This is a genomic window from Corynebacterium sp. c8Ua_99 (assembly GCF_039907185.1).
Taxonomy (GTDB): Bacteria; Actinomycetota; Actinomycetes; order Mycobacteriales; family Mycobacteriaceae; genus Corynebacterium; species Corynebacterium jeikeium_D.
The window spans coordinates 13,056-31,708 of the sequence record NZ_JASBOG010000002.1; the positions used below are offsets into that span (position 1 = coordinate 13,056).

The 18,653-nt window shown below is 58.9% G+C and carries 18 protein-coding genes and 2 tRNA genes; 13 read left to right on the forward strand and 7 right to left on the reverse strand.

The features are described 5' to 3' along the window. Positions 1 to 16: 16 nt before the first annotated feature. On the forward strand, positions 17 to 913 hold the full coding sequence (locus QKE19_RS01420) for a carbohydrate ABC transporter permease (protein WP_042389412.1): 897 nt from the start codon (positions 17 to 19) through the stop codon (positions 911 to 913). Between the two features lie 115 nt (positions 914 to 1,028). Further along, on the forward strand, positions 1,029 to 1,661 hold the full coding sequence (locus QKE19_RS01425) for a DUF624 domain-containing protein (RefSeq protein ID WP_147719360.1): 633 nt from the start codon (positions 1,029 to 1,031) through the stop codon (positions 1,659 to 1,661). 78 nt (positions 1,662 to 1,739) lie between these two features. Here the strand turns inward: QKE19_RS01425 and QKE19_RS01430 are convergent, their stop codons facing one another. Then, a complete protein-coding gene (locus tag QKE19_RS01430; RefSeq protein WP_069359224.1) occupies positions 1,740 to 2,744 on the reverse strand; it encodes a PfkB family carbohydrate kinase in 1,005 nt (334 codons plus the stop codon). A 94-nt stretch (positions 2,745 to 2,838) separates the two neighbouring features. Here QKE19_RS01430 and QKE19_RS01435 point away from each other — a divergent pair, with 94 nt between their 5' ends. Continuing rightward, on the forward strand, positions 2,839 to 3,405 hold the full coding sequence (locus tag QKE19_RS01435) for a thymidine kinase (RefSeq protein ID WP_048732776.1): 567 nt from the start codon (positions 2,839 to 2,841) through the stop codon (positions 3,403 to 3,405). A gap of 20 nt (positions 3,406 to 3,425) precedes the next feature. On the opposite strand, the gene QKE19_RS01440 is transcribed toward QKE19_RS01435, so the two are convergent. After that, a tRNA-Ile gene (locus QKE19_RS01440) sits at positions 3,426 to 3,499 on the reverse strand. A 257-nt stretch (positions 3,500 to 3,756) separates the two neighbouring features. On the opposite strand from QKE19_RS01440, the gene QKE19_RS01445 reads away from it, so the two are divergent. The 4 genes from QKE19_RS01445 (at position 3,757) to QKE19_RS01460 (ending at position 8,838) form a co-directional block, all read left to right on the forward strand. Further along, positions 3,757 to 5,400 carry a DHA2 family efflux MFS transporter permease subunit gene (locus QKE19_RS01445; RefSeq protein WP_347890184.1) on the forward strand — a complete coding sequence of 548 codons (1,644 nt, stop codon included), beginning with the start codon at positions 3,757 to 3,759 and terminating at the stop codon, positions 5,398 to 5,400. Positions 5,401 to 5,717: 317 nt separating this feature from the next. Beyond that, positions 5,718 to 7,082, forward strand: coding sequence for a dicarboxylate/amino acid:cation symporter (locus tag QKE19_RS01450; RefSeq protein ID WP_070858933.1), 1,365 nt, complete (start codon positions 5,718 to 5,720; stop codon positions 7,080 to 7,082). Positions 7,083 to 7,092: 10 nt separating this feature from the next. Continuing rightward, entirely contained in the window at positions 7,093 to 7,947 is an 855-nt protein-coding gene (locus QKE19_RS01455; RefSeq protein WP_076772146.1) for a serine hydrolase domain-containing protein, read from the forward strand. 267 nt (positions 7,948 to 8,214) lie between these two features. Then, the gene (locus QKE19_RS01460; protein ID WP_069359222.1) at positions 8,215 to 8,838 is read left to right on the forward strand and encodes a DUF3145 family protein; all 624 of its coding nucleotides are present in this window, start codon (positions 8,215 to 8,217) and stop codon (positions 8,836 to 8,838) included. On the opposite strand, the gene QKE19_RS01465 is transcribed toward QKE19_RS01460, so the two are convergent. Together QKE19_RS01465 and aceE are read right to left on the reverse strand one after the other, a co-directional pair. Further along, positions 8,814 to 9,173 (reverse strand): acyl carrier protein, encoded by a 360-nt coding sequence (locus QKE19_RS01465; RefSeq protein WP_187404726.1) that lies wholly within the window; start codon positions 9,171 to 9,173, stop codon positions 8,814 to 8,816. The genes QKE19_RS01460 and QKE19_RS01465 overlap by 25 nt on opposite strands. Next, positions 9,173 to 11,929 (reverse strand): pyruvate dehydrogenase (acetyl-transferring), homodimeric type, encoded by a 2,757-nt coding sequence (aceE, locus tag QKE19_RS01470; protein ID WP_347890185.1) that lies wholly within the window; start codon positions 11,927 to 11,929, stop codon positions 9,173 to 9,175. Before aceE ends, QKE19_RS01465 begins: the two co-directional genes overlap by 1 nt. Before the next feature lie 276 nt (positions 11,930 to 12,205). Here aceE and QKE19_RS01475 point away from each other — a divergent pair, with 276 nt between their 5' ends. From QKE19_RS01475 to QKE19_RS01490, 4 genes are all read left to right on the forward strand, one after another. Beyond that, the gene (locus tag QKE19_RS01475) at positions 12,206 to 12,616 is read left to right on the forward strand and encodes a DUF3052 domain-containing protein (RefSeq protein WP_005511050.1); all 411 of its coding nucleotides are present in this window, start codon (positions 12,206 to 12,208) and stop codon (positions 12,614 to 12,616) included. 187 nt (positions 12,617 to 12,803) lie between these two features. Beyond that, positions 12,804 to 12,875: transfer RNA gene (locus QKE19_RS01480), tRNA-Val, on the forward strand. Positions 12,876 to 12,947: 72 nt separating this feature from the next. Beyond that, positions 12,948 to 13,553 (forward strand): hypothetical protein, encoded by a 606-nt coding sequence (locus QKE19_RS01485; RefSeq protein WP_141698021.1) that lies wholly within the window; start codon positions 12,948 to 12,950, stop codon positions 13,551 to 13,553. A 1-nt stretch (position 13,554) separates the two neighbouring features. Further along, positions 13,555 to 14,514, forward strand: coding sequence for a cobalamin biosynthesis protein (locus QKE19_RS01490; RefSeq protein WP_246824243.1), 960 nt, complete (start codon positions 13,555 to 13,557; stop codon positions 14,512 to 14,514). Here QKE19_RS01490 and QKE19_RS01495 read toward each other — a convergent pair. After that, positions 14,511 to 15,497 (reverse strand): SURF1 family cytochrome oxidase biogenesis protein, encoded by a 987-nt coding sequence (locus QKE19_RS01495; RefSeq protein ID WP_049170162.1) that lies wholly within the window; start codon positions 15,495 to 15,497, stop codon positions 14,511 to 14,513. The two genes, QKE19_RS01490 and QKE19_RS01495, sit on opposite strands and share 4 nt — an antisense overlap. A gap of 139 nt (positions 15,498 to 15,636) precedes the next feature. Here QKE19_RS01495 and QKE19_RS01500 point away from each other — a divergent pair, with 139 nt between their 5' ends. Then, on the forward strand, positions 15,637 to 16,215 hold the full coding sequence (locus tag QKE19_RS01500) for a GtrA family protein (RefSeq protein ID WP_016423076.1): 579 nt from the start codon (positions 15,637 to 15,639) through the stop codon (positions 16,213 to 16,215). Here the strand turns inward: QKE19_RS01500 and QKE19_RS01505 are convergent. Beyond that, on the reverse strand, positions 16,212 to 16,721 hold the full coding sequence (locus QKE19_RS01505; protein ID WP_016423075.1) for a low molecular weight protein-tyrosine-phosphatase: 510 nt from the start codon (positions 16,719 to 16,721) through the stop codon (positions 16,212 to 16,214). The genes QKE19_RS01500 and QKE19_RS01505 overlap by 4 nt on opposite strands. Positions 16,722 to 16,783: 62 nt before the next feature. After that, entirely contained in the window at positions 16,784 to 17,464 is a 681-nt protein-coding gene (locus QKE19_RS01510; protein WP_049170165.1) for an HAD hydrolase-like protein, read from the reverse strand. Positions 17,465 to 17,499: 35 nt separating this feature from the next. On the opposite strand from QKE19_RS01510, the gene cobC reads away from it, so the two are divergent. After that, positions 17,500 to 18,633 (forward strand): Rv2231c family pyridoxal phosphate-dependent protein CobC, encoded by a 1,134-nt coding sequence (gene cobC, locus QKE19_RS01515; protein WP_049170167.1) that lies wholly within the window; start codon positions 17,500 to 17,502, stop codon positions 18,631 to 18,633. Positions 18,634 to 18,653 lie beyond the last annotated feature (20 nt).

Here is an 18,653-nt window from a genome sequence, read left to right on the forward strand (position 1 = left end):
GTCTGTCGACGCTGCAATGACCACTGAAACGGCCACCAAGCTCCCCAAGGCCAAGCCCGCTAAGCAGGACGAGGCCAAGGTGGGAGGCGTATCTAAGGTCATCATCTACGCGATTCTGGTGTTTTTGACCGTCGTGTTCTTGGGGCCAATCGCGTTCATTATCTTCAACTCGTTCAAGTCCAAGTTCGCAATTTCAGATAACCCCTTCCAGCTGCCACTAGGTGACATGTGGGTCGGGTTCGAAAACTACGCCGTCGGCCTGATGAAGGAGGGCTTCGGCTGGGCGATCGTGTGGTCCTTTGTCATCACGATCCTCTCGGTTATTGCGATTGTGTTCTTCTCTGCGATGACGGCTTACTACATCACGCGAGTGAAGACGTGGTGGACCTCGCTGCTGTATTACCTGTTTGTGTTCTCGATGGTCATCCCGTTCCAGATGGTGATGTTCCCGACCGTCAAGATCGCCGACATGCTGCATTTGAACAACCCAATCGGCATTGTGGTTCTCTACTTGGGCTTTGGCTCCGGCTTGTCGGTCTTCATGTTTGCCGGCTTCATCAAGTCCATCCCGATTGACATCGAGGAAGCCGCGATGATTGATGGCGCATCTCCGATGCAGAACTACTTCCGCATCGTTTTGCCCATGCTCAAGCCGACTGCAGTGACAGTCGCCATTCTGAACGCAATGTGGGTATGGAACGACTACCTGCTGCCGTACCTGGTCATCGGCTTGTCCACTAAGTACAAGACCATCCCGGTCGTCGTGCAGAGCTTCGTTGGTTCCAACGGTAACCGTGACCTTGGCGCGATGATGGCAATGCTGGTGCTCGCAATCATTCCGATTGTGATCTTCTACGTCGCCACCCAGAAGCACATTATCGAGGGTGTTGCTGCGGGTGCCGTTAAGGGATAGTCGCCTAAGCGTTAGCGCATAGGGCGCCAAGCACCGCGTTTTACGAAAGCGAAAGCCTCAACCGCGTAGGTTGAGGCTTTCGTCTGTTAATCAGCCTTTATTAGGATATGAACCCGTGGATAGATTTTTCAGCACCGATACAAAGTTCTACGCAGCCTGGTCGCTGTTAGCAGACCTTGTAATCATCAACCTGCTGATGATCGTCGCATCCATCCCGATAGTCACTGCAGGCGCCGCAACTCGCGCTGGGGTAGTGGTCGCTCGCGATATGGTCCGTGACGAAGGCTCAAGGCCCGTACAGCGCTTCTTGCGCGCACTGCTGGACAATTGGCGCACACCAACCGTGTGGTGGCTATTCACCGTGGTTCTCGCCGGAGCCATTGGCTATGAGTTTTACGTTATTTCCCGCGCGGACCTCGGCACTGTCGGCCTAATCTTCGCCGCAGGAGTTACCTCCGGGGCGCTAATACTGCTGGGAATTACCGCGTGGGTCTACTCGCTGTGCTCGCTTTCCGACGGTCACTCGTCGCTCCGCCGAACCCTGGCAACGGCCACCAGCATGACCGTCAAAAACCTGCCGCGGACTGCGCTCGCAGTATTGGCGCTTCTCATCGTGCCCGCGGCCATATTCTTTTTCCCGGCGAAAATCTACGCGATTGCTACCTATGTCTTCCTCATCGGGTACGCGTTGAGTTGGTACTTGGTGATGCTGGCGCTTGAGCCCGTTCTGCCAGACAATGCTGGGTAGGTTCTCCCGCTGGCCCCACTGGCCCGGCTGGCACTGACTTAATCGGTGCCAGCTCGCACACCAGGCCGCTGACGACCCTTAGCCCGCGTACTCTTTCACAGGGGGAAAATCCTCCGCCTCGACCATCTCCAGCAGTTTTTCGCGACGTGCAAAAGCGGAGCATGCGCCGACCGCCTGTACAGCTGCTGCGCCTGCTGCGGTGGCCAGGGGGACGGCGTCGTAAAGCGAGGTGCCCTTAGCTAGTTCCGCGGTGAGCGTGCCGACGAACGCATCACCGGAGCCAGTGCCGTCGACAATCTTCTCCTCTGGCAGCTTGAGCGCGGGGTGCTCGTAGATTGTCGGCTCGTCGTCGAGACCGTCGGAGTGCTGTGCGAAGAGACAGCCGTGGTCGCCCCGGAGCATGACGACACTGGGGCAGTACTGCAGAAGCGCCTCGAGCTGTGCGCGGTAGTCGGTAGCGCGGATTCCTTCGGCGATGTCCAGGCGACGGATTGTTTCCCAGGCGCCCTTCATGTTGACGATCAGCGGATCTGCATGGTCAATCAGGGCAGGTGTAACGGTTACGACCGGATTGAGGTTCAGCACCAGTCGCGCGCTGTACATGGATGCGACGGACGCGATGGCCTCAGTTGCTTCCGGAAGTAGCTCGCCCTGCGCGAGCACGACATCCGCTGATGCGAACTCGTCGACGAAATCGGTGGGGTCGGTTAGCGCATCGGCACCGCGCTGGACAAAAATCACCGGGCGACCCTTGCGGTTCGTTGCGACGAAAGCGCTGCCGGTCGGCAAATCCCAGGACGTCTGAATGGAGTGGACATCTACGCCGTGTGCGTTGAGTTCCTCGACCACGAAATCCGCTGCGCGGTCCTCACCAACCGTACCGGCCATGATCGCACGGACGCCGTCATAAGCGATAGCAACGGCCTGGTTAGCGCCCTTGCCGCCCAGCATATTCGTGCCGTCATCAACGATGAGCGTGCCACCTTCTGCGGGGACACTATCGACCTGTACCAAGGTATCTAGGTGGATAGATCCACATACAACAACTGTTGGATTCTCATTCAGGTCAGGAATCGGCTGCATAAAAATAAAGGATAGTCGGGAATTCAAATCCGTGTTGGCGGCCCGAGTTTACAGCCGTCAGAGCCCGCGAATCGATGCCCTACAATCGATGGCTATGGCAAAACTGTACTTCCGCTACGGAACCATGAACAGCGGAAAATCCATCGAGGTCCTCCGCGTCGCCCACAACTACCGCGAGCGCGATATGCGGCCGTTGATCGCCAAGCCGGCCGTGGATACTTTGGCTGACGGCGACGTGCACTCCCGCATCGGAATCGCGGAACGCGCGCACCTCATCCACGATGGCGATGACCTCTCCTCGCTTGCCGACGGCTACGATTGTCTAATCATCGATGAGGCACAGTTTCTTACCCCTGACCAGGTCGATCAGTTGCTGGGAATTACCCTTCGCGGTACTCCGGTGCTCTGCTACGGTCTGCGTACCGACTTTCGCACCCATGCCTTTCCAGGCTCCCAGCGATTGCTCGAAGTTGCCCACACCATTGAGGAAATTAAGACAATCTGCACTTGTGGGCAGAAGGCCATCTTTACTGCACGGTTGAATCCGGACGGCAGCATTATCCTCGACGGCGAAACCGTGGAAATTGAGGCACTCGAAGCGCCGAAGTACATCTCCCTGTGCGCCAGCTGTTACAACCGGATGTCGGGGAAGTGGGCGTGAGGTGAACCCGGAGTTTTTAGTGCCCCCAGCAGGGCTCGAACCTGCGACAAAAGGATTATGAGTCCTCTGCTCTAACCGACTGAGCTATAGGGGCAAGGATTAGGCACTATGAAGTGACAATTAAGCACTATGAACCAATGCCCAAAACCTCATAGCATCATAGCAATCTGCCACCGTGCGGTGATAAAAGCCCTATACCCAGCGGGTTCGGCTGCCATTGCACAGTTTCAATGAAGCAAAGTATTTCCGTGCCAACGAAGGCAATCCCTGTGCTCAACGAAGCTGATCTTTCTGCAAAGTTACGACTTTCGGTTGATGAATCAGTGCTTGGACACTTCTAGCATTAATCCTATGAGTACAAAACCTTCCTTGAGCAGCGCCGACGTCTCAGCCGACGCACAAACCGGTGCCACAGCGAAAGCGAAGGGCACCACCGTCACGGCAATCGCCAACGAGGATCAGATCGCTGAGTTTGCGGCCTCACCACAGCGCTGGTGGGGGTTGCTCGTGCTCGCGGTTGGCCTCGGCATGATCGTCCTGGACGGCACCATCGTCGGTGTTTCATTGCCGACCATCATTTCGGAGCTGGGCCTCGACATCGTGGGCGCGCAGTGGATTACCACGATCTACTCCGTCGTTTTCGCCGCACTACTCCTGACCTCTGGCCGCGCTGGCGACCGCTTCGGCCGTCGAACGCTTTTCCTCGTCGGTCTGGTCATCTTCACGGTCGGCTCCGTCGTGGCCGCGCTTTCCACCTCATTGGCTCCATTGGTCATAGCCCGCATCATCCAGGGCATTGGTGGTGCGTGCATTCTGCCGTCGACATTGTCCAGTGTGAATGCACTATTTCGCGACAAAGATCGAGCCACCGCATTCGGCATCTGGGGTGCGGTCATGTCCGGTGCTGCAGCAGTCGGCCCGCTCTTGGGTGGCGTGCTCACTCAATTCGCTGGTTGGGAAGCTATTTTCTGGGTCAATGTGCCCATCGCAGTGGTGCTTTTCGTCCTTGCGCTGCGCTGGGTGCCGAACACTGCAGGCGATACCAATGACGCGGGTGGCTTCGATGTTCTCGGCCTGGTGCTGTCTGGAATCGGCTTTGGTGCCGTGGTCTTCGGCATCATTCAGGGCGCCAAGATAGGGTTTGCTTTTCCCTCCGCCCCCGTCGTCACTCTCTTGGTTGGTGCGGTGGTGCTTGTCGCCTTCGTGCTGTGGGAAAACCGTCGTCGGAAGAACGCGGATTCTGCGCTGTTGGACGTGTCGATGTTCTCCTACGCCACGTTTAGCTGGGGGAATACCACGGCGATGCTCGTCGCGGTGGGTGAGTTCGCGCTGGTCTTCGTGCTGCCGCTCTACTTGGTGTCGGCGATTGGCTTATCGACGATCGCAACCGGCCTGGTCCTGGCAGCAATGGCTCTCGGTGCGTTCTTCGCAGGTGCCATGGCGCGTCATCTGGCAGCTCGGATTACCCCGGCCGGTGTGGTGATTGTGGGCCTTGGTCTCGAGGTCTTTGGTTCGCTGCAGTTGGCGGCCGAAGAGCGCGTTGACCTGCCGCTGTGGCTGGTTGTGTTTGCATTGATTGTCTACGGTCTGGGTCTTGGTCTGGCATCGGCGCAGCTGACCTCGTTGGTGCTTGGTGATATTCCGGTGCGGCTGTCGGGGCAGGCATCGGCAACGCAGTCGACGATTCGGCAGATTGGTTCGGCGCTCGGTGCTGCGCTCGGTGGTATGGCGCTGACGATTGGGCTGGATCGTGAGATCGCGAAGCTGTCGCCGGGCCTGGAGCAGATGGGGCAGGGGCTGAAGGATTCCGCTGGCTCGATGCTGATTGGTCTGCGTGCGCAGGGTGCTCCCGACGGTGTGTTGGTGCCGCTGACAAATGCGTTTGCACATGCCACGCAGTTTGCGCTGTATTCCGCTGTCGGCGCGTTGACTATTGGCTTCCTCTGCTCGCTGAAGGTACTGCAGTTGCGCAGGCAGGCTGAGAAGTCGAATTAGCGATGTGGAATATTCGGGTGAGGGGCCGTGTTGGAAATTGGTGTCACAACATCAATCGTGGCAGTCTTATCGTTTGTCTCTTAACCGGACTTGCTAGATAGAAATGACCAACATGAAAATGCTCACAAAGCGGCGTTGGCTCGATTACGGCCGAATCTCCACTTCCTCCTGTCGCTAAACACTTCGGAGCTTCCGCCTCGCTGCGCCTGTCTCTTCGAGGCTGAGCTCAGCGGCCTCGGATCCCGTCGCGCGCATTTGTCAGACAGCATAAGGCGCGGCACAAGTGTTTTCAGAGAAATAAAACTCCAGGAGGAAAAGTGAATAAATTTAAATGGGCGACCGGCTTCGGTGCCCAAGTTGTCTATGGCCTGATTATTGGTCTCATTTTGGGCTTCATGGCCCGCAGTACTGGCGATGACTCCTCGCTGCGCACAGCGCTCGACGAGGTCGGCAGTACCTACGTCACGCTGTTGAAGCTGCTCATCCCGCCGCTGGTGGTCACCGCGGTCGTAGTGTCGATTGCCAACCTGCGTCAGGTCGCAGGTGCAGCCAAGCTGGCTGTTTCGACACTGATTTGGTTTGCCATTACGTCCTTTGTATCGGTGGTCATCGCCATCGTGCTGGGCTTGGTCATCAAGCCGGGCGTTAACTCTGGCGTGGATGCTTCGGCAGCGCAAGAGCCGAGTTCCGTGGGCTCCTGGTGGGGATTCCTGCAGAGCATCGTCCCGCAGAACTTCCTCGGCCTTGGCGTGAAGATCAGCGAATCTGACGGTGCTGTATCCGGCTCGCTGAACTTCAACGTCCTGCAGCTGCTGGTCATCGCGATTGTCTTCGGTGTCGCCGCGGTGAAGGTTGGCCCCAAGGCTGAGCCATTCATCGAGTTTTCCGGCTCGCTCCTGACCATCGTGCAGAAGGTGCTGTGGTGGGTCATCCGTCTGGCACCAATCGGTACCGCGGCTCTGATCGGTCATGCTGTCGCTGAGTACGGTTGGGAAGCACTCGGCAGCCTGGGCAAGTTCGCCATTGCCATCTACATTGGCCTGTTCCTGGTCATCGCAGTTGTCTACCCAGTTGTGCTGAAGATTCATGGCATTAGCCCAATCGACTTCTTCCGTCGCGTCTGGCCAGTGACCTCGCTCGGCTTCTTCACCCGTTCGTCTATGGGCGTCATGCCGGTCACTGAGCGCGTTGTCTCCCGTCGTCTGGCAGTACCGGATGAGTACGCCTCCTTCGCAGTACCGCTGGGCGCCACCACGAAGATGGATGGTTGCGCCGCCATTTACCCGGCTATCGCGGCTATCTTCGTCTCGCAGTTCTACGGTGTGCCGTTGGACTTCACGGACTACCTGCTCATCATTTTCGTCTCCGTCATCGGTTCGGCAGCAACTGCTGGCACCACCGGCGCTACTGTCATGCTGACCCTGACTCTGTCGACCCTTGGCCTGCCACTCGCCGGCGTCGGTCTCCTGCTGGCTGTCGAGCCGATCGTGGATATGGGCCGCACTGCGGTGAACGTCACCGGTCAGGCTGTGGTCCCGTTGGTCGTCGCAAAGCGTGCGGGAATCTGGGACAAGGACGAGTGGGACGCCAGCGCCAACGCCGACCTGTCGCCAGCCGACGAGTCGGACGACGAGTCTGCAGACGCGCCTGCTGAGAAGTCCGAGTCCGCCACGCTTGCGTAGTCTTGAGGACATGACTTCTTGGAAGCCCTCTGTTCTTGCGCAAGTTGATCAGTGGCCAGTTGACACGGTCGCGGCTGCCGTGCGTGCCGATGATGGCAGTTGGCACACCCACGGAGATAGCGGTCGCGTTTTTGAGCTCGCCAGTGTGACCAAGTTGCTAGCCGCCGTGGGTATGCTTGTGGCCGTCGAAGAGGGCGCGGTGGAGCTCGCCCAAGAGCTCACCCCACCCGGTCACGGCGCGACTGTGCGTCACCTTCTGGCGCACGCCGGCGGGGTGGGCTTTGCCAGCCGCGAGCTGGAAAAAGAACCAGGGGAGCGGCGCATTTACTCCTCCGCGGGCTTTGACATCATCGCCGATGCCATCGCTGCGGAGGCAGACATGCCGTTTAGTGAATACCTGCGCCAGGCTGTGTTTGAGCCGCTGGGGATGGCGGATTCCGAGCTTGATGGCTCGGCAGGGCATGGCGCGCGTAGCAGTGTCGCTAATCTCATGGTCTTCGTCGATGAGATCTTCACCCCGACTTTCCTGCACCCAGGTACCGTCTCCGAAGCGTTGACCGTGCAGTTCCCGGGCCTGAATGGTGTCGTGCCGGGCTATGGAATGCAACGTCCGGCCGATTGGGGCCTGGGCTTTGAGATTTTCGGGCACCCCGATTCCAAGCAGGGGCTGTGGTTTGGCGCCTCGATGCCCAAGGATGTCGCAGGCCACTTCGGGCAGGCGGGCACGTTCCTGTGGCTTCATCGTCCAACCGGGCGGGCGGCAATCGCCTTGACCGACCGAGCTTTCGGCGAATGGGCCAAGCCGCTGTGGACTGACTTCAACGACGAACTATGGCGTGAACTGGAAGAACACGCTAAAGGTTAAGGGGATATGAGCTAAGTCGGCGTCGGCTGCGGCGCCGATTTTTCGTCTCAGCGCTAAATCACATCTGGGGGATTAAGGACAACTTGAGGGTTGCCAGCAGCCGTCTCGGAAATAACAATCATAAACACGTGCAACGCAAACCTCAGAAGTGTTGTTTTACCGCAGTGCTTTTTCTGCAGTGTGGCAAGTGTCGTTGGATGAGTTCGTAGGGGAAGACGAATCTCGTCTTACACCAATTGACCGCAACTTTTCCGAGGACCTTCGTCTATGCGCACCCAACTTTCAGGCGTTCTGTGGATTCACAGCATGCCAGGGCCGCTGCAACCACACATCACGTGGGCGCTGGCCCGACTCAGCATGCCCGATGGCACTAAGCCAGGCCGGGATATTTGGCGTGCGACCGACCAGGATGCCACTTTGTGCGCCGAGGTGCCTTTCACTGCAAGTGCTGACACCATCGCCACACTGGTGGACAACCTGGCTAGGTGGCCGCGCCTCTATTTCGAGCTGGCGCAAGACCCAGCCGTGGATGATGACGGCTACGCCATCGATGGCATGCGCTACTGCCATACCCCGCAGCTGGGGACTTTCGCCGGACAGACCGATGCCGCCGGAAACATCGTGGTCAACGAGGATGCGCTGCGTTCCATCATGGCACGCGGCGGCGACATCGCAGGCGCCCTCGACGCGGCCATCGGCGGGCCGTGGGATCGCGTGTTAGAGCCGATGCGCATGATGACGGCAGGCTACGCCCCCGAAGAGTGCTTTACGACGTCCACCCCTGCCGGACCCGACAGTGCCAGCGGCAACTCGACCGCTGGCAACGCAGACCTCGGTGGGGTAGAGGCAGCTAACGTGCTGCAGCTCTACCCGCGCCGGGCGGCGATGTAGTCAACTACATCGCCAAGGGTCTTAAACGAGGGAATGTCCTCGTCCTCAATGCGGACTCCCAGCTCTTCCTCACAGCGGACGGCCAACTCTACGACGCTCAAGCGGTCAAAGCCGTAGTCGGTCAGCGGAGTGGGGAGCTCTAAGGACTCCACCGCGTCGTTAGCCATCTTTTTGACGATTGCCGCGACCTCTCCGTGAAGACCTGCGGGCAGGTCAGCGTCGGCGGAACCCTTCTTCGAGCCCGCGTTCGCTGCATTGGCATCGTCAGCGTCCCTGGCCCCGGTGACCTGTGTGCCCAGTAGGGCGCTGAGCTGATCTCCAAGGCTAGAGGTCATTATTCAGCGCCCTGAGTGGTTGCGGTTGGATCGGTAATCTGCAGCTCTTCGGCTGCTTCCTGGGCGACACTCTTGTCGAGCTTGCCAGCGCGTGCCAGTGCGGCCAGGGCCGCAACAGCGACTGACTCGCCGTCGGAATTGAAGTAGCGGCGAGCGGCCGGACGGGTATCCGAGAAGCCGTAGCCATCGGTGCCGAGGACGGTGTAGTCACCTGGAACCCACTTGCGAATCTGCTCCGGGACCGCACGCTGGAAGTCAGTCACTGCGATGAATGGCCCATCGGTGTCGGACAGCTGGCGGGTAACGAAGGCGTCCTCGACCTCTTCAGCCGGGTTGTGCAGACGCTCAGTGTCACGCTCGTGTCCATCGCGAGCCAGCTCATTCCACGAAGTCACCGAGTAAATCGAGGAAGCCACACCGTAGTCTTCCAGGATGTCCGCGGCGCGCAGCGCCTCCTGCATGCCAATGCCGGAAGCCAGCAGGTTGACATGCTTGTCGCCCTCAGCCTTGCGGAAGCGGTAGATACCGCCAAGCAGCCCTTCGACATCGAGGTCTTCCGGGACAGCCGGCTGCGAAGTCGGCTCATTGTAGATAGTGAGGTAGTAAATGACATCTTCGCCGCGCTCCGGACCATACATGCGGTCGATACCGTCGCAGACGATGTAAGCAATCTCGTAGCCGAATGCTGGGTCGTAGGAGACCACGGACGGGTTCGTAGCTGCCAGCAGCTGGGAGTGACCGTCCATGTGCTGCAGGCCTTCACCTGTCAGCGTCGTGCGACCGGCGGTAGCGCCGAGTAGGAAGCCGCGGGACATTTGGTCACCGGCAGCCCAGATGGAGTCAGCCGTGCGCTGGAAACCGAACATCGAGTAGAAGATGTAGAGCGGAATCATGGCCACGCCATGGGTGGCGTACGCCGAGCCGACAGCGGTAAACGACCCCACAGAGCCCGCCTCAGAAATGCCCTCGTGCAGAATCTGGCCGTCCTTCGCTTCCTTGTAGGACAGCATCAGTTCATGGTCGACCGGGGTGTAGTTCTGGCCGTGCGGGTTGTAGATCTTCAGCGTCGGGAACCAGGAGTCCATGCCGAAAGTGCGGGCCTCATCAGGGATGATAGGCACGAAGCGGTCCTTGAGATCCTTATCGCGCATCAGGTCCCTGAAAACACGCACCGTCGCCATAGTGGTGGCAACCTTTTGCTTACCTGATCCCTTGAGGAGGTTTTTCAGGGTTTCCGGCTTTGGCGTTGTCAGTGGTTCGTAGCTAGTGCGACGCTCCGGCACGAAACCGCCGAGTTCCTTGCGGCGCTCCAGCATGTACTGCACTTCCTCGGACTCCGGGCCCGGGTTGTAGTACGGCGGCAGGTAAGGATCCTTCTCCAGCTCCTCGTCGGAGATCGGAATGCGCTGGTTATCGCGGAAAAGCTTCAGATCATCGAGCGTCAGCTTCTTCATCTGGTGGGTCGCGTTGCGGCCCTCGAAGTTATGGCCGAGGCCATAGCCCTTAACCGTGTGCGCCAGAATGACGGTCGGCTGGTCCTTGGTCTCCAAGGCCTTCTTGTAGGCAGCGTAAATCTTGCGGTAGTCGTGGCCACCGCGACGGAGGTTCCAAATCTCCTCGTCGGTCATGTCCTCGACCAGCTTGGCAGTGCGCGGGTCACGGCCGAAGAAGTGCTCGCGCACCCAAGCGCCGTTGTTAGCCTTCAGCGTCTGGTAATCGCCATCGCAGAACTTATTCATCAGGTCGACTAGTGCGCCGTCCTTGTCCTTAGCGAAGAGCTCGTCCCACTCGCGGCCCCAAACGACCTTGATGACATTCCAACCAGCGCCGCGGAAGAACGACTCCAGCTCCTGGATGATGCTGGTGTTGCCGCGCACCGGACCGTCGAGGCGTTGCAGGTTACAGTTAATGACGAATGTCAGGTTATCCAGGTTGTTCAACGCCGCATGCTGAATGGCGCCACGAGATTCCGGCTCGTCCATTTCGCCGTCACCGAGGAAGGCCCAAACGTGCTGCTGGGAGGTGTCCTTGATGCCGCGGTCATGCAGGTAGCGGTTGAAGCGTGCCTGGTAGATGGCGTTGAGCGGACCAAGGCCCATGGACACCGTCGGGAACTCCCAGAACTCCGGCATGCCATGCGGGTGCGGGTAGGAGGGAAGGCCATTGCCCTCGCCGAGGGAGACTTCCTGACGGAAACCGTCGAGGTCCTCTTCGGTCAGACGCCCCTCTAGGAATGCGCGGGCGTACATACCCGGCGAAGCGTGGCCCTGGAAGAAGACGTGGTCACCGCCGCCTGGGTGGTCTTTGCCGCGGAAGAAGTGGTTAAAGCCGACCTCGTAAAGCGGTGCGGCGCCCGCATAGGTGGAGATATGTCCGCCCACGCCGATACCCGGACGCTGTGCGCGATGGACCATAATTGCCGCATTCCAGCGGATCCACTTGCGGTAGCGGCGCTCAATGTCCTCATCGCCAGGGAATTCCGGCTCCATCTCAGTCGGGATGGTGTTGACGAGGTCTGTCGAAGTCAGTGGCGGTAGAGCTACGCGCTTTGCCGTGGCACGTTCCAGCAGCCGCAGCATGAGGAAGCGTGCGCGCTCCGGGCCTGCCTCTTCTAACAGTCCGTCGAGAGACTCAAGCCACTCCTTGGTCTCTTCAGGATCTGCATCCGTGAGATAGGAGGCGACCCCATCACGGATAAGGGCAAAGTTTGACTCATCAGAGTGGGCTTGTGGCGTACCCGACGAGATATCGGACATTGTGAGCTCCTTTCAGTCCCTGAAGGAAAGGCAAAGGTTATTTTTCTCCACTCTACGTCTGAATCGTTTGTTGTGCCCCTAGCCGTTTCTTGCACACGCTTTCACCGAACAATCCGGTCGGCTTTACGACGAACATTGCGAAGAACACTGCGAAAACTGCACCTTTTTGGGGAAATTCTTATTTTGCAGCTGTGAAAAATGTATTTGAGCGGTAAAATTTCCCCACATAGCTCGAAAAATCGAGCTGAATATTTTTTCTAGAGGAGGAAAAGGGAAGTGGTCAACGCCACAGGCGCTGCTCATGAATATGCGAGCAGGCTCGGCATCAAGGAAGGTCAGCTAGTCCAGGAGGTTGGCTGGGATACAGACTGTGACTCAGCAATCAGTGAGTCGGTCGAGAATTTCCTGGATGCAGACCTGCTCGACGAAGACACGGATGAGGTTGTCGACGTCGTATTGCTGTGGTGGCGTGAAGAAGACGGCGACTTGGTCGATGGTCTTGTGGATGCTTCCCGCCCTTTGGAGGATGAAGGCCGCGTTTGGCTGCTCACGCCAGGCGCTGGTCAGCCGGGCGCCATTGATCCTGGCGTGATTGATGAGTCCGCACAGCTTGCTGGTTTCTCCAATACCTCGGCGCTTCGTCTGGGGGATTGGCAGGGCAATTGCCTGGTGCAGCGCTCTAGCTAGCCGGTTCTAGCTGATTGGCTTTAGCTAATCAGCTAAATTTGGCCACTAGCTGAGCTGTTGCTGGGTAGGGCTGCCGTGAGGCGGGCTGTCGTCGTTGAGAAAGTCTGCTTAAATAAACTGGATAAACGCTGTGTGTAGTGCGAAATTGGCAATCTATGTTTGCCGTGTGTTAAAGTTTCGCAGCAGCGCGGCGATAGCTCAGCGGTAGAGCTCTGGTTTTACACACCAGCGGTCGGGGGTTCGAAACCCTCTCGCCGCACAGTCATAATCCGTCCGGATTCTCGTAATGGAGAAACCGGGCGGATTTTTGTTTGTGCTAAACTCCCGGTCTGTGCGTTTTACCAAATCGCTAGTAACCATCATTGTTGCCGGATCTCTACTTGCGGGCCCACAGGCCTACGCAATTGGAGGAGACGGTAAACCAGTAATCGACGCTGCCACCTGTAAGGCAATGGTCAAAGCCGCAAATGCAGGCGAGCCGGTGGAGGATCCATCGATTCTCCATCTCTCCGACAAGATGCCTTCCTACCTTGCCGACGGCACCCTGGACTACGTTGTTGCTCCAGACTTTCCGTACCGCGCGCAGCTGGACGCTGCTGCCCAAGAGTGGAATGAAAAGCTCGGTGGCAAGGTCGTGCTCCGGGAAGTGACCAAAGACAAAGCTGATTCGGATACCGTGAGCGTTCGCTACGTGCCTAAGCCGAACTCGCACGTTTTGGCTTCTGCATCGGAAATTAGTAAAGAAATGACGGTTTTCGTTACTTCCACACTCTATCCTGATGCAATTCGCAGCACGCTTGCACACGAGTTTGGGCACCTACTCGGTATCCGGCACACCTGTGATTACACCTTGATGGCTGCATCTTCGCACCGTCATCCGGCAGCACATGTCACTCCGCTCGATGTCGTAGCCGTTCTGCAGGGACAGTTCGATTAAATTGCGTATAAAAGCCAGAAGTCGACGCCTCTGGCGACGCGGTGCAGTCATCGCTGCAGGATATGCGCTTGACCGCATTTTCGCAGATCCCACCAATCACCATCCGGTGGCCCTCTACGGGCAGGCTGTCAGCAAGCTTGAGCGCCGAATCTACGCCGACTCCAAAGGGTGCGGTGTAGCTTTCACCACCATCGCCGTGGCCACACCGGTAGCGCTAACCGCTGCGGCCAGCACAGTTGCTCCGAGCCTCACGCTGGCTGCTGTCACGTGGGCGTCGCTTGGTGGCACCACTCTTCGCCGCACTGGTGAACGCATGGCCGACCGACTCACCTCCGGCGACATCAATGCCGCTCGTGCGCTAGTGCCGTGGCTGTGCTCGCGTGATCCGGAATCCCTCGACGCTGATGGCATCGCCCGAGCCACCGTTGAATCGCTCGCCGAAAACACCTCCGACGCCGTCACCGGCACTCTCATGTGGGGTGCCATTGCAGGAGCTCCTGGTGTGGTCGCTCATCGAGCGGCCAATACCCTCGACGCGATGGTGGGGTACCGCAACGCTCGCTATCGCCAGTTCGGGTGGGCTAGTGCACGGCTTGACGACGTCGCCGGGTTCCTCCCCGCGAGACTTACAGCTGTCGCAACTGTGGTTGCAGGTCCGGATCGTCGTCAAGCATTGGCAGCGTGGCGACGAGACGCCGGCAACCACCCAAGCCCGAACGCAGGCGTCGTGGAGGCGAGCGCTGCAGGCGCGCTGGGGCTGCAGCTGGGTGGTAAGACGGTGTATCCCAGCGGTGTGGAGATGCGCCCAGTGCTGGGCAGTGGTCGGAGACCTGCGGTGGCAGATGTTCGGCGTGCGGCTGAGCTGAGCAAGCGAGTGCAAAATATTGTTGCGCTCAGCTGTGCGGGAGCTGTGGTTGTGGCCGGATGCGTCCGGCACGCGAAGGCGCGAGCTGCGAGCTAGAAGCGTTCGTCGTATCGGTTGTCGCGGTAACCTGCGGCGCGGTGGCCAGTGTTGCCGTAGCGTTGCGCCATGCGCTGGCGGTGCAGCTCGGCGGCGCGATCCTCTTCGGACTTAGCCTGCGGAGGAGTGGGAGTGGTGGCATCGTCCGATTCGGGTGTTGCGTCCTCAGAGTCATCAGCGTCATCTACTGGTTCCGCGGCTTCGGCATCGCGGAGGTTCTTAGCCATCTCCTCTTGCTCCGCGCGGTCTCGTCTGCGCTCGACGATTTCAGCACGAATGAACCAGACGACGGCCAGCGGTACGAGAGCGCCGAAGAAGATCCACTGAATGCCGTAGGAGAGGTAGGGGCCGGACTCCAGAGTGGGCAGTGGAATGGCCTCGATGACGGCATCGGATTTGTCCGAGAGCTGAAGCCAATCGGGGTTGAGTTCGGTGTCGACTAGCTCGGACACTTCCTTGGTGTTGATTCCGTAGACCTGCGGCGGGGTGCCGGGGATTGGGGCGGTCTCGGCGGGAATCTCGTTTCGGCGGGTAAAGGCCGAGATAGTCAAGGTGCCCTTCGGGGCTGGCTCAACATTGGGGGTGCTGGAGTCTGTCGGGCGTACAAAGCCGCGGTTGACCAGGTAGTTTTCGCCATTGTTAGCGACGAAGACATCGAGTACCTGGACGGCGGGGGCTCCATTGACCGGACGGTTACGCAATAGCACGCGTGTATCCGGCAGGAAGGACCCGGTGGCGGTAACGCGACGCCATTCGTTGCCCTCGACGAATCCTTTGCCCTTGGGCATTAGCTCATTGACATCTACGGGGTCGAGCTCGAATGAGTGCTCAAGCTGCTGATTGCGATGCTGCGTCGCGGTGTTCTTACCCAACTGCCACGGAGCCAGAACAGTAAATGCGAGATAGGAAAACGCAATGGCGACAATGGCAGTGAGAACCCATCCAGGGGTCAGAAACTGGCGCACATTCTTAAACACATTCATTGAGCTTACCCGGTGGTGTGGATGGCACTAGAGCGGCTGGTGGTTGGCGGTGCGGAGATTGAGTGAACTTCGGGTAAAGTTGTTTGAGCGTATTTGACGGGGAATCTACCCGGGGATAGATGGAAAGAGAGGTGTCGTGGTGGGCACGCAAACAGCGAAATCTTCGCCTTCACGCCGCTTCAGCACAGTCTCGCGCCAGTTCATCAAGTTCGGTCTGGTCGGCGGCACAGGTGTGGTTGTCAACCTGATTGTCGTGATTATTGCCCGCAAGTTGGGCCTCAGTCTGGGCACCAATGAGCATGACGTGTTTATGAACCTGTTCGGAACGCGGTGGAATATCCGTTACTCCCACGTCTATGCAACTCTGGCGTTTGTCGTGGCTAACATCTGGAACTTCCAGCTCAACCGGTCCTGGACCTTCCGAACTGACAATCGCCCGAACTGGTTTAGGCAGTTCTTCCCGTTTTTATTTGCAGGTATCTCAGCGCTGATTGTGAACCTGGTTGTCATCACGCTGCTGACTAACCCCACCTCGCCGCTGGCACTGCCGGTGGATATTTTCGACGACTCCACCGGCTTTAGAAACCGCCTCTACTGGGCAAACCTTATCGGCGTTATTTTGGGCACGCCCGCTAACTTCATCTTGAATAAGATTTGGGCGTTTCGAAACCGGGGCAATGCCAGCAAAACAAAAGAAAAGGTTGTTTTGAAACCTTAGCGCTCAGAGGCCAGCGCCAGAGTCTCACGCAACCATGCGATGATTCCCGGCGTCGCGGCCTCAATTTCGTTTCGAGTGCGGACGAATCCCTCCGGACCTCCGTAGTAAGGATCGGCCACGACGGCCCCCTTCGGGGATGCCGGGTCGAAGGAACGCATCAGGCGAATCTTCTCTTTTGGCACGCCAGCGTGGAGTAGACCATTGATGTGCGATTCATCCATGGCGATGAAAAGCGTTGCATCCATGTGCTCATCGCCCAGCTGTGCCGCGGTGTGGTTCGGATCGTAGCCAGCATTTTCCAGCTCGGCTTGCGCTCGCTCGTCGGCGGGTTCGCCGACATGCCAGCCGCCGATTCCGCAGGAGGCGAGCAGGACATCGTCGGCAAGCGCATTGGCTTCAACCGCGTCACGGACGATGATTTCAGCCATGGGGGAGCGGCAGATATTTCCGGAGCAGACAAACACGACGTACACGGACTCAGTACGATGCGACGAGTTCATAAGCATAATAGGCAAAACCAAACTTCTCGGAAAATAAAAATAGGATTGTCACTAATCGTTGACGAGTCTTAAAGATACAACATTTCCCGCACAACACGATTCAGGTCCTCAGGCGAGGACGCCACCGCCGCTGCCGATGCCCACTCAGATTCCGAGCCGTAGCCCCATTTAACAGCGATGGCGGGGATGCCGAACTGTGCGGCGCCCTCAAAATCATGGATGCGATCGCCAACCATTACGACCGAACCGTGCGGACGCACTGCTTCATCGGTTTCAATGCCCAACTCCTTGAGCGTGTACTCAATGACCTCAGTCTTAGTCTGTCGTGAGCCGTCGTCGCTGGCGGCGCCGATGAAGTCAAAGGCGTCGAGAAGCCCGAAATTGTCCAGGGTCTTGCGGGCGAAGTAGTCGCCCTTGGACGTCGCAGTGGCTAGTTGGACACCAGCTGCCCGCCAATCGCGCAGGAGCTCCGGCCAGCCGGGGAACATCTCGGCACGCTGCCAAGCACCGGCGTGTTGATGCTCCATGTACACAGCGAAGGCTCGGTCGACTTGTTCGTCGGAAAGTCCGAGGGATGCGAGTGTCTCCACCATTGGCGGGCCGGGGATCGTGTTGATAAAGCTCTCGGGCGGAAGTGGGTGGTCAATTGCCTTCAATGCAAGGCGGAACCCATGTGCGATTGCGGGGAGAGAATCGGCGATGGTGCCGTCGACATCAATAAGGACAGTGGGGCGATGGCCAGTGGACATATTGTTCATCCTAAAAGGTCATTAGGCTGGATGGCATGTTAGACGACCCGCTGCGCTATCACGGCGATCAGGCCGCCCATGGCGCTGACCTGGACTTTGCCGTCAATGTTCACGGCACCACACCGCAGTGGCTGCAGGACTCGCTGGCCACGTCCCTCGGAGAACTTGCCGCGTATCCGTCTGCGCAGCTCGATGCCGACGTCCGCGCTGCCATTGCCACCAACCACAATCGCAGCGCCGACGAGGTACTGCTTCTCCACGGCGTCGCCGAGGGCTTTTCGCTCTTGCCGCACCTGGGCTTGCCCGCCACCATCGTCCAGCCGCAGTTCACCGAACCTGAAGCCGCGTTCCGCGCCGCGGGAGTCGGGGTGGATTCGCTGGTACTACCGTCGCCGTACACGCTCACGCCTACGCTTGCCGACGTCCACGAGAACGCCTCCTCCCCGCATTCCCAGCAGCTTGACGGTCGGATGGTCATCATCGGCAATCCGACTAACCCCACCGGTGTTGCTCATTCAGCGGATGACCTGCGGGGGCTCGCCAGCCGTTGTGGGATCTTGGTCGTGGATGAGGCATTTATGGACGTCGCCGATGGTGAGATTATTCGGCGGTGCTCACTAGCTGATTGCAGGCCGGGGGAAGCGAACAGTATCCCCGATAATGTCATCGTTTTCCGCAGCATGACTAAGACCTGGGCAATCGCAGGCCTGCGCTGTGGTTACGCACTGGGAACCCCTGAGCTCCTGGCGAAGTTGGGGCGACTGCGTCCGCACTGGCCACTGGGCACGCTGCAACTTACCGCTATGGCGGCAATCGCGTGTCGCGAGGCAGAGCTGTTGCCACAAATCCGCGCTGAGATTGGTCAGCAGCGCGAGGCTATGACACAGCTGTTAGTAGCCGCCGGCTGGCAGGTGTTGGATTCCAAGGCTCCCTTTGTGCTGGCGCGCCCGGGGGTTGCCCTGAGCACGCATGATGGTCCGGACGCTGCGGAGGTTGACGTCGTCAAGCACGAGCGCCTGAGACAGCGGCTCGCTGCGCGCGGAGTAGCCGTGCGGCGTTGCGACACCTTCGCCGGTTTGGACGGTTCGTGGTGGCGGCTGGCTGTGCGAGACGAGACCAGTGTGCGGCGGCTCATTGCGGAAGTAGCGGATTTGCTGTCGCAGAACTGATGGGTCGGGGCAGAGTTCAC

Excerpts from the sequence above, each read along its gene's own strand:
- QKE19_RS01420 (WP_042389412.1), top strand. The coding sequence starts at position 17 with ATGACCACTGAAACGGCCACCAAGCTCCCCAAGGCCAAGCCCGCTAAG.
- QKE19_RS01430 (WP_069359224.1), bottom strand. The coding sequence starts at position 2,744 with ATGCAGCCGATTCCTGACCTGAATGAGAATCCAACAGTTGTTGTATGT.
- QKE19_RS01435 (WP_048732776.1), top strand. The coding sequence starts at position 2,839 with ATGGCAAAACTGTACTTCCGCTACGGAACCATGAACAGCGGAAAATCC.
- QKE19_RS01445 (WP_347890184.1), top strand. The coding sequence starts at position 3,757 with ATGAGTACAAAACCTTCCTTGAGCAGCGCCGACGTCTCAGCCGACGCA.
- QKE19_RS01455 (WP_076772146.1), top strand. The coding sequence starts at position 7,093 with ATGACTTCTTGGAAGCCCTCTGTTCTTGCGCAAGTTGATCAGTGGCCA.
- QKE19_RS01460 (WP_069359222.1), top strand. The coding sequence starts at position 8,215 with ATGCGCACCCAACTTTCAGGCGTTCTGTGGATTCACAGCATGCCAGGG.
- QKE19_RS01465 (WP_187404726.1), bottom strand. The coding sequence starts at position 9,173 with ATGACCTCTAGCCTTGGAGATCAGCTCAGCGCCCTACTGGGCACACAG.
- aceE (WP_347890185.1), bottom strand. The coding sequence starts at position 11,929 with ATGTCCGATATCTCGTCGGGTACGCCACAAGCCCACTCTGATGAGTCA.
- QKE19_RS01495 (WP_049170162.1), bottom strand. The coding sequence starts at position 15,497 with ATGAATGTGTTTAAGAATGTGCGCCAGTTTCTGACCCCTGGATGGGTT.
- QKE19_RS01505 (WP_016423075.1), bottom strand. The coding sequence starts at position 16,721 with ATGCTTATGAACTCGTCGCATCGTACTGAGTCCGTGTACGTCGTGTTT.
- QKE19_RS01510 (WP_049170165.1), bottom strand. The coding sequence starts at position 17,464 with ATGTCCACTGGCCATCGCCCCACTGTCCTTATTGATGTCGACGGCACC.
- cobC (WP_049170167.1), top strand. The coding sequence starts at position 17,500 with ATGTTAGACGACCCGCTGCGCTATCACGGCGATCAGGCCGCCCATGGC.